This window comes from Roseateles puraquae (assembly GCF_002205845.1).
Lineage (GTDB): Bacteria > Pseudomonadota > Gammaproteobacteria > Burkholderiales > Burkholderiaceae_C > Pelomonas > Pelomonas puraquae.
In genome coordinates, this window is record NZ_NISI01000017.1 from 76,713 (window position 1) to 89,791 (window position 13,079).

The 13,079-nt window shown below is 67.5% G+C and carries 15 protein-coding genes and 1 riboswitch; all 15 genes read left to right on the forward strand.

Features of this window, described 5'->3' with window-relative positions; all coding sequences use genetic code 11:
- Positions 1-189: 189 nt before the first annotated feature.
- The 15 genes from CDO81_RS25255 to CDO81_RS25325 all read left to right on the forward strand — a co-directional run bounded on the left by CDO81_RS25255 (position 190) and on the right by CDO81_RS25325 (position 13,072).
- A complete protein-coding gene (locus CDO81_RS25255; protein WP_088486021.1) occupies positions 190-1,035 on the forward strand; it encodes a lytic transglycosylase domain-containing protein in 846 nt (281 codons plus the stop codon).
- Between the two features lie 8 nt (positions 1,036-1,043).
- Positions 1,044-1,157, forward strand: a riboswitch (ZMP/ZTP riboswitch).
- A 58-nt stretch (positions 1,158-1,215) separates the two neighbouring features.
- Positions 1,216-2,469, forward strand: a complete 1,254-nt coding sequence (gene glyA / locus CDO81_RS25260; RefSeq protein WP_088486022.1) for a serine hydroxymethyltransferase — start codon at positions 1,216-1,218, stop codon at positions 2,467-2,469.
- A 20-nt stretch (positions 2,470-2,489) separates the two neighbouring features.
- A complete protein-coding gene (nrdR, locus tag CDO81_RS25265; RefSeq protein WP_088486023.1) occupies positions 2,490-2,933 on the forward strand; it encodes a transcriptional regulator NrdR in 444 nt (147 codons plus the stop codon).
- Positions 2,934-3,020: 87 nt separating this feature from the next.
- A complete protein-coding gene (locus CDO81_RS25270) occupies positions 3,021-3,569 on the forward strand; it encodes a GspH/FimT family pseudopilin (protein ID WP_088486024.1) in 549 nt (182 codons plus the stop codon).
- A 99-nt stretch (positions 3,570-3,668) separates the two neighbouring features.
- Positions 3,669-4,145, forward strand: coding sequence for a type IV pilin protein (locus CDO81_RS25275; protein WP_088486025.1), 477 nt, complete (start codon positions 3,669-3,671; stop codon positions 4,143-4,145).
- Between the two features lie 2 nt (positions 4,146-4,147).
- The gene (locus tag CDO81_RS25280) at positions 4,148-4,741 is read left to right on the forward strand and encodes a pilus assembly FimT family protein (protein WP_088486026.1); all 594 of its coding nucleotides are present in this window, start codon (positions 4,148-4,150) and stop codon (positions 4,739-4,741) included.
- Positions 4,732-5,466, forward strand: coding sequence for a PilW family protein (locus tag CDO81_RS25285; protein ID WP_088486027.1), 735 nt, complete (start codon positions 4,732-4,734; stop codon positions 5,464-5,466). Before CDO81_RS25280 ends, CDO81_RS25285 begins: the two co-directional genes overlap by 10 nt.
- Positions 5,463-6,767 (forward strand): PilX N-terminal domain-containing pilus assembly protein, encoded by a 1,305-nt coding sequence (locus tag CDO81_RS25290; RefSeq protein ID WP_088486028.1) that lies wholly within the window; start codon positions 5,463-5,465, stop codon positions 6,765-6,767. Before CDO81_RS25285 ends, CDO81_RS25290 begins: the two co-directional genes overlap by 4 nt.
- Positions 6,768-6,779: 12 nt before the next feature.
- Positions 6,780-8,096, forward strand: a complete 1,317-nt coding sequence (locus tag CDO81_RS25295; RefSeq protein WP_088486029.1) for a prepilin-type N-terminal cleavage/methylation domain-containing protein — start codon at positions 6,780-6,782, stop codon at positions 8,094-8,096.
- Positions 8,097-8,137: 41 nt separating this feature from the next.
- Positions 8,138-9,169, forward strand: a complete 1,032-nt coding sequence (gene ribD / locus CDO81_RS25300; RefSeq protein ID WP_088486030.1) for a bifunctional diaminohydroxyphosphoribosylaminopyrimidine deaminase/5-amino-6-(5-phosphoribosylamino)uracil reductase RibD — start codon at positions 8,138-8,140, stop codon at positions 9,167-9,169.
- 24 nt (positions 9,170-9,193) lie between these two features.
- Positions 9,194-10,291 (forward strand): bifunctional 3,4-dihydroxy-2-butanone-4-phosphate synthase/GTP cyclohydrolase II, encoded by a 1,098-nt coding sequence (ribBA, locus tag CDO81_RS25305; protein WP_088486031.1) that lies wholly within the window; start codon positions 9,194-9,196, stop codon positions 10,289-10,291.
- Positions 10,292-10,305: 14 nt separating this feature from the next.
- Positions 10,306-10,779, forward strand: coding sequence for a 6,7-dimethyl-8-ribityllumazine synthase (ribH, locus tag CDO81_RS25310; RefSeq protein ID WP_088486032.1), 474 nt, complete (start codon positions 10,306-10,308; stop codon positions 10,777-10,779).
- Entirely contained in the window at positions 10,776-11,267 is a 492-nt protein-coding gene (gene nusB / locus CDO81_RS25315; RefSeq protein ID WP_088486033.1) for a transcription antitermination factor NusB, read from the forward strand. Before ribH ends, nusB begins: the two co-directional genes overlap by 4 nt.
- Positions 11,264-12,454 (forward strand): pyridoxal phosphate-dependent aminotransferase, encoded by a 1,191-nt coding sequence (locus CDO81_RS25320; protein ID WP_088486034.1) that lies wholly within the window; start codon positions 11,264-11,266, stop codon positions 12,452-12,454. The genes nusB and CDO81_RS25320 overlap by 4 nt, the downstream gene beginning before the upstream one ends.
- A gap of 162 nt (positions 12,455-12,616) precedes the next feature.
- A complete protein-coding gene (locus tag CDO81_RS25325) occupies positions 12,617-13,072 on the forward strand; it encodes a hypothetical protein (protein ID WP_088486035.1) in 456 nt (151 codons plus the stop codon).
- The last annotated feature ends 7 nt before the right edge of the window (positions 13,073-13,079 follow it).

Sequence of the window (13,079 nt, forward strand, 5' to 3'; positions counted from 1 at the left end):
CAGCCTTGACGGGTTATCTTCGACCCGTAAAATTCGCCGCTCCGGGTTTCCCCTGAAGCCCAACCGGTCGGGCCCACCGGGCACACAGATGCCACAGGCCAGCGCAATCGACCGGGAAATTATCACCGTCGCCCCCACCCGGACCGCCCGTAAGGGCAGCCCGAGGCGGGCTGTGACACAAGGAGTCGCATGACGACACGTCAAGACCTGATCAGCCTGGCTCGCCACACGCGGGAAGCGGCGTCGCTGTTCGTGAAGGACATCGGCAACGGCCTGCTCGTGGTCAGCCACAACACCCTGGCCCTGGTGGGCCTGGCGGTGGTGTCGGTGCTGCTGGTGTTCACGAGCCAGACCGGCCTGCGCGAGCAAGTCGAATCCGCCACCCTCGGCTGGTTGAACGCGCGCCACGAGGCCCGCGCCGAAGCCGAAGGCAACACCCTGCTGGCCGCCGCCGAACCCGACGCCATCGCCCGCGCCACGGCGACCGACCCCAAGGAACTCAGCCGCCAGCAAGCGGCCATCGCCCATTGGCTGGCCCGCCGCTACAGCGTGGCGCCCGAGCCGATCAGCCGGCTCGTGCAGGAAGCCTGGTCCGTGGGCCAGCGCGCCAAGGTGGAGCCCACGCTCATCCTGGCCATCATGGCCATCGAGTCGCGCTTCAACCCCTTCGCCCAGAGCGCCGTGGGCGCCCAGGGCCTGATGCAGGTCATGACGCGGGTGCACGACGACAAATACGAGGCCTTCGGCGGCAACCTGGCCGCCTTTGACCCCGTGACCAATCTGCGCGTCGGCGTGCAGGTGCTCAAGGAATGCATCCAGCGCGCCGGCAGCCTGGAAGAGGGCCTGCGCTACTACGTGGGCGCCGCCAACCTGGCAGAAGACACCGGCTACACCGCCCGCGTGCTGGCCGAGCATGACCTGCTGAAGGCCGTGGCCGCCGGCCGCAGCGTGCCGGCCACCACCACCGTTCGCCCGATACGAGAGGCGGCTTCGTCTCCCGCTGGAGAATCTGCCCAGGTGGCGCTGCTGCGCTGAACTACACTGGGCACTCACGCGACTGGCGATCAGGGTCACGAGCTGACCTGAGGTGGGCCACCACCGGGGAGCGTGAGGCGGTTGGGTTCAACCGCTTTCAGCCGTTCGCCTGGGCAGCCCGGTTTGTCACGCCAGCGCGTGGGCGGCCGGGATTCACCGCCTGACCTTCGGAACACTGCCATGTTTGACCGCAACACCTCCACCCTCGCCCTGGTCGACCCCGAGCTCTGGACAGCCGTCCAGAACGAGAACCGCCGCCAGGAAGACCACATCGAGCTGATTGCCAGCGAGAACTACACCTCGCCGGCCGTGATGCAGGCTCAGGGCAGCCAACTCACGAACAAGTACGCCGAGGGCTACCCGGGCAAGCGCTACTACGGTGGCTGCGAATACGTGGACGTGGTCGAGCAGCTCGCCATCGACCGCCTCAAGACGCTGTTTGGCGCCGAGTTCGCCAACGTGCAGCCCAACTCCGGATCTCAGGCCAACCAGGGCGTGTTCTTCGCGCTGCTGCAGCCCGGCGACACCATCATGGGCATGAGCCTGGCCGAAGGCGGCCACCTGACGCATGGCATGCCGCTGAACATGAGCGGCAAGTGGTTCAACGTCATCAGCTACGGCCTGGACGCCAACGAAGCCATCGACTACGACGCCATGGAAGCCCTGGCGCGCGAGAAGAAGCCCAAGCTGATCATCGCTGGCGCATCGGCCTACTCCCTGCGCATCGATTTCGAGCGCTTCGGCAAGATCGCCAAGGAGATCGGCGCCTACTTCATGGTCGACATGGCGCACTATGCCGGCCTGATCGCCGCAGGCGTCTACCCCAACCCGCTGCCTCACGCCGACGTCGTCACCTCCACCACGCACAAGAGCCTGCGCGGCCCGCGTGGCGGCATCATCCTGACGAACAAGGAAGACATCGCCAAGAAGATCAACTCGGCCATCTTCCCGGGCATCCAGGGTGGCCCGCTGATGCACGTCATCGCCGGCAAGGCCGTCGCCTTCAAGGAGGCACTGAGTCCCGAGTTCAAGGCCTACCAGCAGCAGGTCGTCAAGAACGCCAAGGTGCTGGCCGACACCCTCATCGAGCGCGGCCTGCGCATCGTGTCGGGCGGCACGGAGAGCCACGTCATGCTGGTGGATCTGCGCCCCAAGAACCTGACCGGCAAGGAAGCCGAGGCCATCCTGGGCGCTGCCCACATGACCTGCAACAAGAACGGCATCCCCAACGATCCGCAAAAACCCATGGTCACCAGCGGTATCCGCCTGGGCACGCCGGCCATGACGACCCGCGGCTTCAAGGAAGAACAGGTGCGCGCCACCGCTCACCTGATCGCCGACGTGCTGGACAACCCGCACGACGAAGCCAACCTGGCCGCCGTGCGTGCCAAGGTAGCTGCCCTGACGGCGGCCTTCCCGGTCTACCGCGGCTAAGCACGCCAGGCGGTCTGTCCGTGCGCTGTCCGTTCTGCTCTCACACCGAAACACAGGTCTCCGAGACCCGGGAATCGGACGAGGGCGACGTCGTCCGGCGCCGGCGACGCTGCCTGTCCTGCGACAAGCGCTTCACGACCTATGAGCGGGCCGACATCGCCCTGCCCTCGGTCGTCAAGAAGGACGGGCGGCGCGCCGATTTCGACCCGGCCAAGCTGCGTGCCTCCATGCAGCTCGCTCTGCGCAAGCGGCCGGTGAGCGTCGAGCAGATTGATGCGGCGATCAACCGCATCGAGGAGAAGCTGCTCGCCAGTGGCGCCCGTGAAATCGCCTCCACACGCCTGGGAGAACTGGTTATGCGCGAACTCAAGCGCATCGACAAGGTCGCGTATGTGCGGTTTGCGTCGGTCTACCGCAGCTTTGAAGACGTCGACGAGTTCCGCCAGCTGATCCGCGAGATCTGACCCCCTCCCCTGTCCTTCGGGGAGGGAGACGCTGCGCACACGGCTTCCTAGAGTCGGCTGCCACGGCAACGCGGCAGGGAGCGGCGGATGGAGTGCAGACACGGGCCCCGGCATGCGCGCCGCGGCGTCACCTACATCGAAGCCTGCCTCGCCTTGGGCGTCAGCAGCCTGCTGTTGGCCCTAGCCCTGCCCTCGCTGGGTCAGCTGCGCCAGCAGATGCAGCTCCGCGCCCGGGCAGAACAGCTCGCTTCCGACCTGCGACTGGCCCGCGCAGAAGCCGTGCGGCTGGCCGAGCCGGTGCACTTCCGCATCAGCGGCAAAGGCAGCGAGGCCTGTTACCTGCTTCACCGCGGGCCACTCAACGGCTGCGATTGCGCGGCGGGCGCGGCGCGCTGTACACAGCCCGGCGGCGCCATCCTGAAGACCGAATGGTTGCCGCCGGGCCAGCCCGTGCGCATCACCAGCAACGCCGAGACGCTGACCTTCCAGTTCAGCCAGGGCCTGGTAACGCAGACCGGCTCGGTTGATCTTCGCCTGAGCAGCGGTGAGGCCATCCGGCAAGTCGTCGCCATCACCGGGCGCGTGCGGAGTTGTTACATCGGCCGGGCCGTCGTCAACATGCCGCGGTGTGCTTGAGTCCCTTGTTCGTGGTGGTCGCCGACCAGCGGTCAATCTCGGTCGACAAGCGGTCATTACGCGCCACTTGTTACCAAACGTCACGCTGAGAATCGAGCAATGCGCACGGATTCCCAACCGCGGCCCCAGGGCTTTACCCTCATCGAGCTGATGGTGGTGCTCGTCATCGCGGGGATCTTGGCCGCGATTGCCTATCCCGCCTACACCCAGCACATGGCCCGGTCACGCCGCGCCGATGCCATGGCCGCCCTGACCGTCGTCATGCAGGCCCAGGAACGGTATCGAAGCAATGTCAGCGCCTATGCCTCCACCTTGGCGGATCTGTCACTGCAGGACATCACCCGTGTCGCCCCCGACTACCAGGTCACGCTGGATGGCATAGGCACCACGCCGACCTTCACCAGCGGCTACAAGGTCACCGCAACGGCACTCTCAAGCGGCAAGCAGGCTGGCGACAAGGTCTGCAAGACCCTCTCGGTCACGATGACCGGGGCCATGCCGACCTACACGGCAACCGGCGACCCCAACAGCACCGGCTCGGACACCGACACGTCCAGCCTCTGCTGGCCGAGGTAACCATGCGCAGATCCTGTCGACGCCCTACCGGTCGCCCGCCACGCCGCGGCCTCACCCTTGTCGAAATCCTGGTGGGACTGGTGGTGCTGGCCGTGTTGATCGCGGTGGCCATTCCGTCGATGAGCGACCTGCTGGAGCGCCGCCGCGTCATCGCCGCCACGGACGAGATCGCCGGCGTCCTGGCCTACGCCAAGGCAGAGACCGTCGCCATCAGCACACCGCTGTGGGTGCGGTTCGATCCGGACCCCAACAACACGTTGAGCTGCACTGCGGTCGTCACGCTTTCCAGCCAGGACACCTGTCGGTGCTACTACCCCGCCGATGACATCTGCCCCAACACCGGCGCCAAGCTACTGCGGCTGTATCAGCTGCCCAGGCAGCATGTGCGCTTCAGCGCGCAGGCAAGCGCCTGGGGCGGCCCGGCGAACTACATCAGTTTCTCGCGCGACCAGATGAGCATCAGCGCGCGCAACTTCCAGGTCAATGTCGTCGGCATGCGCAAGGGCTACACGCTGCGCGTCGAAGTGAACACGGGCGGCCGGGTCAAGATCTGCTCGCCCGGCGGCAGCATCAACGGGTACGCGGTATGCACCTGAGCCTCAAGCACCCGGCACGCCGCAGCCAGCGCGGTATCGGCCTCATCGAGCTGATGGTGGGCATCACGGTCGGGCTGATCGTGGCCGCTGGCGCCGCCGTCGTGGCCACGCGGCAGATCGTCGAGCACCGGCGCCTGATGTTGGAAGTGCAGATGCAGCAGGACCTCCGGGTGGCGGCTGACCTCATCCAGCAAGACCTGCGCCGCGCCGGCTACCGGGGGCTCCCGGCCAACGGCGTCTGGGAGCCCGAGCGCAACGGCGGTGCGGTCGCTGCCAAGCCGGCACAGGCCAGCCCCTACGCCGCCATCACGCAGTCATCGGGTGGTGGCGACCTGTTCTATCGCTACGCGAAACCCGCCGCAGGCACCACGCGCATGAACACCACCAACAACCTCGCCAACAACGAGCAGTTCGGCATCAAGGTGGTGAACAAGACGCTCTACCTGCAACTGGGCCTCGTCAGCTCGCAACCCAACTGGCAACCCATCACCGACCCAGACGCCATCGAAATCACCGGATTCACCCCAACGGTCGTCACCCAGCAGATCCCTCTGGACGACCTTTGCATCTGTCCGGCTGGCGCGACCTGTGCCATGCCGACGATGACCGTCAAGCGCGTGTCAATCACGATCAATGCCGTCTCCAAGTCAGACCCCAACGTGAAGCGCACCCTGGAGCTGACCGAGCGCATCCGTGCGGACGACGTCAGCGGGACTTGCCCATGAACCGGCCGCTTCATCGACACCGCTCGCAGCAGGGCGCCGCCACCCTGGTGGTCGTGATGGTGCTGTTCCTGGTCATGGCCCTGTTGGCAGCCTATGCCAACCGCAGCCTGATGTTCGAGCAGCGCATCTCCGGCAGCTACTACCGGGCCAGCATGGCGCAGGAAATGGCGGAGGGGGGCGTCGACTGGACGGTGGCCATGCTCAACGGCCCGGCCGCCGACAACAGCTGCAGCGCCGTGGCCACGGGCGGCACGCGATTCGTTGACCGCTACCTCAAGGTCTCCGCTGCCGATCGGAGCACGTTGCCCGCAGGGGGCACACCCGTGACACCGGCTGTCGATTGCGTTCGCGATGGCACGAACCTGGTGTGCCGTTGCGCAGACCCGGATACCCGCACCGCACAACCCACCACGACCGTCGCGAACAACCTGGCCCCCAGCTTCATGGTCGCGCTCGGCGCGAACAGCACGATCCAGTACGGCAGCTTCAGCATCACGTCCATCGGCTGTACCGACGGGAGTGCCGACAGCTGCAACCAGTTCTCTGATCAGCGCAGCGCATCATTCCTGGGTGCCTCCAACCTTGACGCGGCGATTGCGTTCGTTGCCGCCGTGCCTTCTTCGCCCGCCACGCCCTTGACCGTCAAGGGTGCCCTGACCACCACCGGCGCTGGCGGCCTGGGCTTGCACAACACCGACGCAACGACCGGTGGCGGGCTCGTGGTCAGCGGTGGCGCCAGTGCCACCCTGATCGACACCCGCATGGACACCACGCCCGGCACACCGGTCGCCCAGGCGGTTCGGTTCAATGACGCCACGCTGTCGGGCATGAGCGACAAGCAGTTCTTTCAGACCTTCATGGGCATGGCCCCCAGCCGTTATCAGAACCACCCAGCCTTGCGCGACGTGACCTGTGGCGCGGGTGCTGATTGCGGCCCGGCCTTGCAGGCGGCCTACGCGTCGGGCGTGCGCATCCTGAGGGTTCCGGGTGCGCTGGCCATCAGCAGCAATGTGGCGATCGGCACGCTGAGCGATCCGCTCGTCATCGTCGCCGAGGGCGCCGTGACCCTGACCGGGCCGATGCAACTGACCGGCATGCTCGTCGCGCTCGGCGACCTCACCTGGACGAACACCGGCGGCCTGACCTCCCTCATCAACGGCATGGTGACGGTGCAAGGCAATATGCAGGCCAATGGCCGCATGGACATCGTCTACCAGCAGGAGATTGCCAACCAGTTGCGCAACCGCATCGGCAGCTACGTCCGTGTCTCCGGCGGCACCCGCGACGTCGCCATCAACTGACGGCGCCCACGTATGGCAAGACTTGCACACTCTCACCGTCGGCACCTGCAACGCGGGGTGACGCTCATCGAAGCCCTGGTGGCCTTGCTGGTGATGTCGTTCGGCATGCTGGCGCTCGTGGGGCTGATGAGCAACCTGCGGCTCGGCGCCGACATCGCCAAGCAGCGCAGTGAAGCCATGCGGATCGCTCGCGCGGCGCTGGCGGAGGTGCGCGACTATTCCGAGCTGACCCGCACCGCCAGCACGCCGGCAGGCGCGCGCGTGTTCGACGAAATCACCTCGCAGGCCGCAGCCACCTTCACGCCGACCGACTCGAACACCGCGTACACCGTCACCCGCACCGTCCAGGCCTTGCCAACGGCGGGCAACGGCGTGTCGGTGCGCGTCAACGTCAGTTGGGTCGACCGCGCGGGCAGCGCCACACCGCAATTCGTGACGCTGGACACCGTCATCGCCAAGGTCGACCCGGTGTTCCGCGCCGCGGTCGCCTTCGCACCGCAAAACGGCCGGATCGCCGACACCTCGGGACGCAATCCGGCCATCCCGGGCGACGCACTGAAGTACGACAAGCAGCTGAGCCTGTACCGCCCGAGCAGCCTGGGCAGCACGATCTGGGTGTTCAACAACCTCACCGGCGCGCTCGTCGGCCGGTGCTCGAACAGCACGGCCCTCGCGTCGCTCACGCAGTCCGACGTGAGCCAATGCACCGGCAACGCCTCGGGCCACCTGCTCCGTGGTTCGGTCCGCTTTTCCAACACCAACCCGGCCAACCCGACGCTGCCCGAAGCCACCGCGCTACGCCTGGACCTGGATTTCCAGGGTGGCAACTACCTCATGCCGCGACTCGACGCGGCCGGCCTGCCGATGCGGAACTCCGCCGGTGTGATCCTGACCGACAGCTATGCCGCCACGCCCCCCACCCCGGTCGGCGGCACGCAGCCCAACTTCGAGTGCTTCAACGACTCGCCGACCAGCTCGCCCGGCACCCAGACCGTCGTCAATTACGCCTGCGTCATCTTCCAGAGCACGGGTGCTTTCAGCTGGTCGGGCAAGGTCGTGCTGACGGGGTTCTCCACCGGCACGTCAAGCACCGACTACCGCGTGTGCCGCTACAGCGCGGATTACAACGGCAGCGGCGACATGTACACCGCCGACAAGAAGTCGCTGGACAACAGCGAGCACCCCGAGGTCTACGGCCGCGTCAACGGCCCGCTGATCGGCCAGAACTTCCTGGTGATTCGCGGCGACCGCACCTGCCCGACCGCACCGGCCGTCGACCTCGCCAACGGCATCTTTGCCGACTACTCCACCGTCCAGCTCCAGCCCTGACCTCCGGGGCCCTGCGCTGCCGCTCCTCCTAGACTAGCGGCATGACTCCGACGGACATCTCCGCCGCGCTGAGGCGCGCGCTCTCCCTGGCCGAACAGGCCATCGGCCTCACGGACCCCAACCCACGCGTCGGCTGCATCATCCTGGCGCCCGACGGCCGGGAGCTCGGCGCCGGCCATACCCAGGCAGCGGGGCAGGCGCACGCCGAGGTCATGGCGCTGCGCGACGCGGCCGCCCGCGGCCATGATGTGCGCGGTGCCACCGCCATCGTGACGCTGGAGCCCTGCTCTCATCACGGCCGAACGCCGCCCTGCTGCGATGCGCTCATCGCCGCCGGCATCCAACGCGTCGTGGCCGCCGCGCAGGACCCCAACCCCCAGGTGGCCGGCCAGGGCCTCGCACGGCTGAGGGCCGCAGGCCTCCAGGTGGAACTGGCCGACGCGGCCTGCGAAGCCGCCTCTCGCGAGCTCAACATCGGCTTCTTCTCCCGCATGCAACGCGGCCGGCCGTTCGTGCGTTTGAAATCTGCCACGTCGCTGGACGGCCGCACCGCCCTGCCCGACGGCCGCAGCCAGTGGATCACCGGCGAGGCGGCCCGCGCTGACGGCCATGCGTGGCGACGCCGCGCCGGCGCCGTCCTGACCGGCATCGGCACCGTGCTGGCCGACGACCCACGGCTGGACGTGCGGCTGGTGCCAACCGCGCGCCAGCCGCTGCGCCTCGTGCTCGACCCGCAAGGCCGCATGCCGCCGGGTGCGCGCATCCTGCAGCCGCCGGGCGACACCCGGGTCATCGGGCCGGGCCGCGCCGATTTGCCAGCGCTGATGGCTGAACTGGGCGCCCAGGGCATCAACGAACTGCACGTGGAGGCCGGCCCGACGCTGTCGGGGGCCTTCCTGGATGCCGGGCTCGTGGACGAGCTGCTGGTCTACCAGGCACCCATGCTGATCGGGCAAGGCAGGCCACTGGCCGAGCTCATGCCGCTGTCGGGCCTGGAGGCAGCCCGGCGCTGGCAGTGGGTGGAAGCCACATCCGTCGGGGCGGATCTGCGCCTGCGCCTGCGTCCAACCTAGGGTCGCCACCTACAATCCACCGCTATGCCCATCTCTCCCATCCCCGAGCTGGTCGCCGAACTGGCGGCTGGCCGCATGGTCATCCTGGTTGACGAAGAAGACCGCGAGAACGAGGGTGATCTCGTGCTTGCGGCCGATCTCGTCACCCCCGAGGCCATCAACTTCATGGCCAAGCATGGCCGCGGCCTGATCTGCCTGACCCTGCCTCGCGAACACTGCGAGCGGCTGCAGCTGCCGCCCATGACGCGCCGCAACGGCACCCAGCACGGCACCGCCTTCACCGTCTCCATCGAGGCCGCTACCGGCGTCACCACCGGCATCTCGGCCGCTGACCGCGCCCGCACCGTGCAGGCTGCCGTCGCGCCCGACGCCAAGGCCAGCGACCTCGTGCAGCCCGGCCACATCTTCCCGCTGCAAGCGCAGGACGGCGGCGTGCTGATGCGCGCGGGTCATACCGAAGCCGGCTGCGACCTGGCCCGCATGGCCGGCCTGTCGGCCACCTCCGTGATCTGCGAGATCATGAAGGACGACGGCACCATGGCCCGGTTGCCTGACCTGGAGATCTTCGCCGCCGAGCACGGCCTGAAGATCGGCACCATCGCCGACCTCATCGAATACCGCAGCCGCCACGAAAGCCTGATCACGCGCGTGGCCGAGCGCCGCCTGAACACGGCCCAGGGTGAATTCGCCTGCCAGGTCTTCACTGACCGCACCGGCGGCACGCACCTGGCCCTGAGCCATGGCGCCTGGAAGGCCGACGACGAAGTGCTGGTGCGCGTCCACGAGCCCCTCTCGGTGCTCGACCTGCTGGAAAGCGGCAATTGCGGCCACTCCTGGGGCCTGCCCGCAGCGCTCGCCGCGCTGAAGGCCAGCCCGGCGGGTGTGGCGGTGCTGCTGAACTGCGGCGAGGATGCCGCTGGGCTGCTGGGCCGGGTCAAGGCCAGCGAAACCACACCGGCGCCGCGCGGTGCCATGGACCTGCGCACCTACGGCGTTGGCGCCCAGATCCTCAAGGCGCTCGGCGTGCACCGCATGAAGCTGCTCGGCAGCCCGCGCCGCATGCCCAGCATGAATGGCTACGGGCTCGAAGTCACCGGCTTCGTGGCTTCCCCCTCCTGCTGACCTGCGAGACACGCATGCAAGATTCCGATCAAGGCCAGCCCGCCTTCGAGGGCGCTCTGGACGGCAGCGAGCTGAGCATCGCCGTCGTGCAGGCCCGTTTCAACGACGCCATCACCTCCGCGCTGGCCAGCGCCTGCCTGGCCGAGCTGTCGGTGCTGGGCGTGCCGGCCGAAGCCATCCGCCACATCACGGTGCCTGGCGCCCTCGAAGTGCCCCTGGCCCTGCAAGCGCTGGCCGAGAGCAACGACTACGACGCGCTGATCGCGCTAGGCTGCATCATCCGCGGCGAGACCTACCATTTCGAGCTGGTCGCCAACGAAAGCGGCTCGGCCGTCACCCGCATCGGGCTGGATCACGGCATCCCGATCGCCAATGCCATCCTGACCGTCGAGAACGAGACCCAGGCCTGGGCCCGGGCCGAACCCAAGGGCCGTGATGCGGCCCGTGTGGCCGTCGAGATGGCCAACCTGTTGAAAGACATCGCGTGAACGCACCCAAGACCGCATCCAAGACGGCCGGCCACCCCGCGGGCAAGAAAGCCCCCGTCAAGTCGGCTCGCCGCCGCTCCCGCGAGGCCGCCGTGCAAGGCCTCTACCAGTGGCTGCTGACCGGTGAAGACCTCGGCGCCATCGTGGCCCTGGGCCGCGAGCAGGAAGGCTATGCCAAGCTCGACGTCAAGCACTACGACGCGCTGCTGACCGGCTGCGTGGCCGAGGCGGCGGACCTGGACGCCATCCTGTCGCGTCATGTCGACCGCCAGACGACCGAGCTCTCGCCCATCGAGCACGCCGTGCTGATGATCGGCGCCTACGAGCTCAAGCACTGTCTCGACATTCCGTACAAGGTCGCCATCAACGAGGCGGTCGAGCTGGCCAAGGCCTTCGGCGGTACGGACGGCCACAAGTACGTCAATGGCGTGCTCGATCGTGCCGCCGTGGACCTGCGCCCCCTCGAGGTGACAGCCAAACGCGGATGAAACTCGCTGGCCGGCTCGATCGCATCGAGCCCTTCTACGTGATGGAACTGGCCAAGGCTGCCGCCCGTATGGCGGCGAGCCCGGCCTGCGACCCCGCCCAGGGTGGCCGGCGCATGATCCGGCTGAATGTCGGCGAGCCCGACTTCGGAGCGGCGCCTGCGGTGCGCGAAGCCGCGGCTCGCATCGCCCAGGGGCCGACGCCCTACACCGACTCCCTCGGTCTGCCGGCGCTGCGCGAAGCGATCTCGCGCTGGTACGCGCAGCGCCATGGCCTGGCCATCGCGCCCGAACGCATCGCCATCACGGCCGGCGCCTCGGCGGGTCTGCAACTCGCCTGCCTCGCCCTGTTTGAGCGCGGCGACGAGGTGCTGATGCCGGACCCCTGCTATCCATGCAACCGGCATTTCGTCAGTGCGGCCGACGCCACGCCGCGCCTGCTGCCCACGGGCCCGGCCGAACGCTTCCAGCTGGGTGCCGCCCAGGTGCGCGAGGCCTGGACGCCCGCCACGCGGGGCGTGCTGCTGGCCTCGCCCAGCAACCCGACCGGCACCTCCATCGCGCCCGAAGTCTTGGCCGACATCGCCGGCCACGTGCAAGCCCAGGACGGCGTGACCGTGGTCGACGAGATCTACCTGCCGCTGAGCTACGAGGCCCACTTCGGCCACACGGCCCTGGGCCTGCCCCATGGCCTGGGCGAGCAGATCGTCTCGGTCAACAGCTTCTCCAAGTACTTCGGCATGACCGGCTGGCGGCTCGGCTGGCTGGTGCTGCCGCCGGCCCTGGTGCCGGCCATCGAAAGGCTGGCGCAGAACTTCTACATCTGCCCGTCCACGGTGTCGCAGATGGCAGCACTCGCGGCCTTCGAGCCCGACTCGATGGCCGAGTTCGAACGACGCCGCGCGGTGCTCAAGTCCCGGCGCGACTTCATCGTCCCAGCGTTGAATGCGCTCGGACTGACCGTGCCCGTGGCACCCGATGGCGCCTTCTACGCCTGGATGGACGTCAGCCGCCACCACGCCGACAGCTGGGCCTTCGCCCATGAGCTGCTCGACAAGACCCAGATCGCGCTCACGCCGGGTCGCGACTTCGGCCTGGCCGATCCGCAGCGCTGGATGCGCCTGTCCTTCGCGTCGTCGATGGAGGACCTCGAAGAAGCCGTTGCGAGGCTCCGGCAGGTGCTGTCATGAGCCACTTCGAGTTTCCGGTGCGGGTGTATTGGGAGGACACCGATGCCGGCGGCATCGTGTTCTACGCCTTAGGGAAGCCCCCCGCAAAACACTAAATGAAGCTCGCCAGAGCTTTTTTCTTGTGGCACTATGTAGCTTATGGCAGCCCCACGTTTTTGACAAATGTCGATCAACATCTTCTGGCCTGACGAAGAGGACTTGCAGTCGCGGGGCTTCGAACGCGTGGCGCACGTTCCCTGCTTGTTCGATGGGGAGTGGAAATACCTGCGGGAACCTTCGACCTACCTCATTGAACGCGCCCTCCTCGACTGGACCCCCGGCACGAAGAACAACCTGGGCACGAACAAGATGCCCACGAAGCAGAGCCTGCAGACCTATGCAGAGTCGCTGTCCAACTTTCTAGAGTGGGCCGAATTGAGAGGCGTCGAGTGGCGAACCGCCACGTATACCGATCACCTGCTGGGCGGATACCAAAAGGAGATGACTCAAGGCAGCTGGTCAAGTTCTGGAAGGCCTCTGGCGCCGTCGACTGTTGATTCCCACGCCATCCTGACCCACCGTTTCCATCCAATCTTGACCCACCCTTGTTCGAGCCCTTCGGGCTCAGGTTGTGGGTAACTTCCTC

What these genes read in the sequence shown, in the direction of transcription:
- CDO81_RS25255 (WP_088486021.1), top strand. Translation starts at nt 190, where the DNA reads ATGACGACACGTCAAGACCTGATCAGCCTGGCTCGCCACACGCGGGAA.
- glyA (WP_088486022.1), top strand. Translation starts at nt 1,216, where the DNA reads ATGTTTGACCGCAACACCTCCACCCTCGCCCTGGTCGACCCCGAGCTC.
- CDO81_RS25270 (WP_088486024.1), top strand. Translation starts at nt 3,021, where the DNA reads ATGGAGTGCAGACACGGGCCCCGGCATGCGCGCCGCGGCGTCACCTAC.
- CDO81_RS25275 (WP_088486025.1), top strand. Translation starts at nt 3,669, where the DNA reads ATGCGCACGGATTCCCAACCGCGGCCCCAGGGCTTTACCCTCATCGAG.
- CDO81_RS25280 (WP_088486026.1), top strand. Translation starts at nt 4,148, where the DNA reads ATGCGCAGATCCTGTCGACGCCCTACCGGTCGCCCGCCACGCCGCGGC.
- CDO81_RS25285 (WP_088486027.1), top strand. Translation starts at nt 4,732, where the DNA reads ATGCACCTGAGCCTCAAGCACCCGGCACGCCGCAGCCAGCGCGGTATC.
- CDO81_RS25290 (WP_088486028.1), top strand. Translation starts at nt 5,463, where the DNA reads ATGAACCGGCCGCTTCATCGACACCGCTCGCAGCAGGGCGCCGCCACC.
- CDO81_RS25295 (WP_088486029.1), top strand. Translation starts at nt 6,780, where the DNA reads ATGGCAAGACTTGCACACTCTCACCGTCGGCACCTGCAACGCGGGGTG.
- ribD (WP_088486030.1), top strand. Translation starts at nt 8,138, where the DNA reads ATGACTCCGACGGACATCTCCGCCGCGCTGAGGCGCGCGCTCTCCCTG.
- ribBA (WP_088486031.1), top strand. Translation starts at nt 9,194, where the DNA reads ATGCCCATCTCTCCCATCCCCGAGCTGGTCGCCGAACTGGCGGCTGGC.
- ribH (WP_088486032.1), top strand. Translation starts at nt 10,306, where the DNA reads ATGCAAGATTCCGATCAAGGCCAGCCCGCCTTCGAGGGCGCTCTGGAC.
- CDO81_RS25320 (WP_088486034.1), top strand. Translation starts at nt 11,264, where the DNA reads ATGAAACTCGCTGGCCGGCTCGATCGCATCGAGCCCTTCTACGTGATG.
- CDO81_RS25325 (WP_088486035.1), top strand. Translation starts at nt 12,617, where the DNA reads ATGTCGATCAACATCTTCTGGCCTGACGAAGAGGACTTGCAGTCGCGG.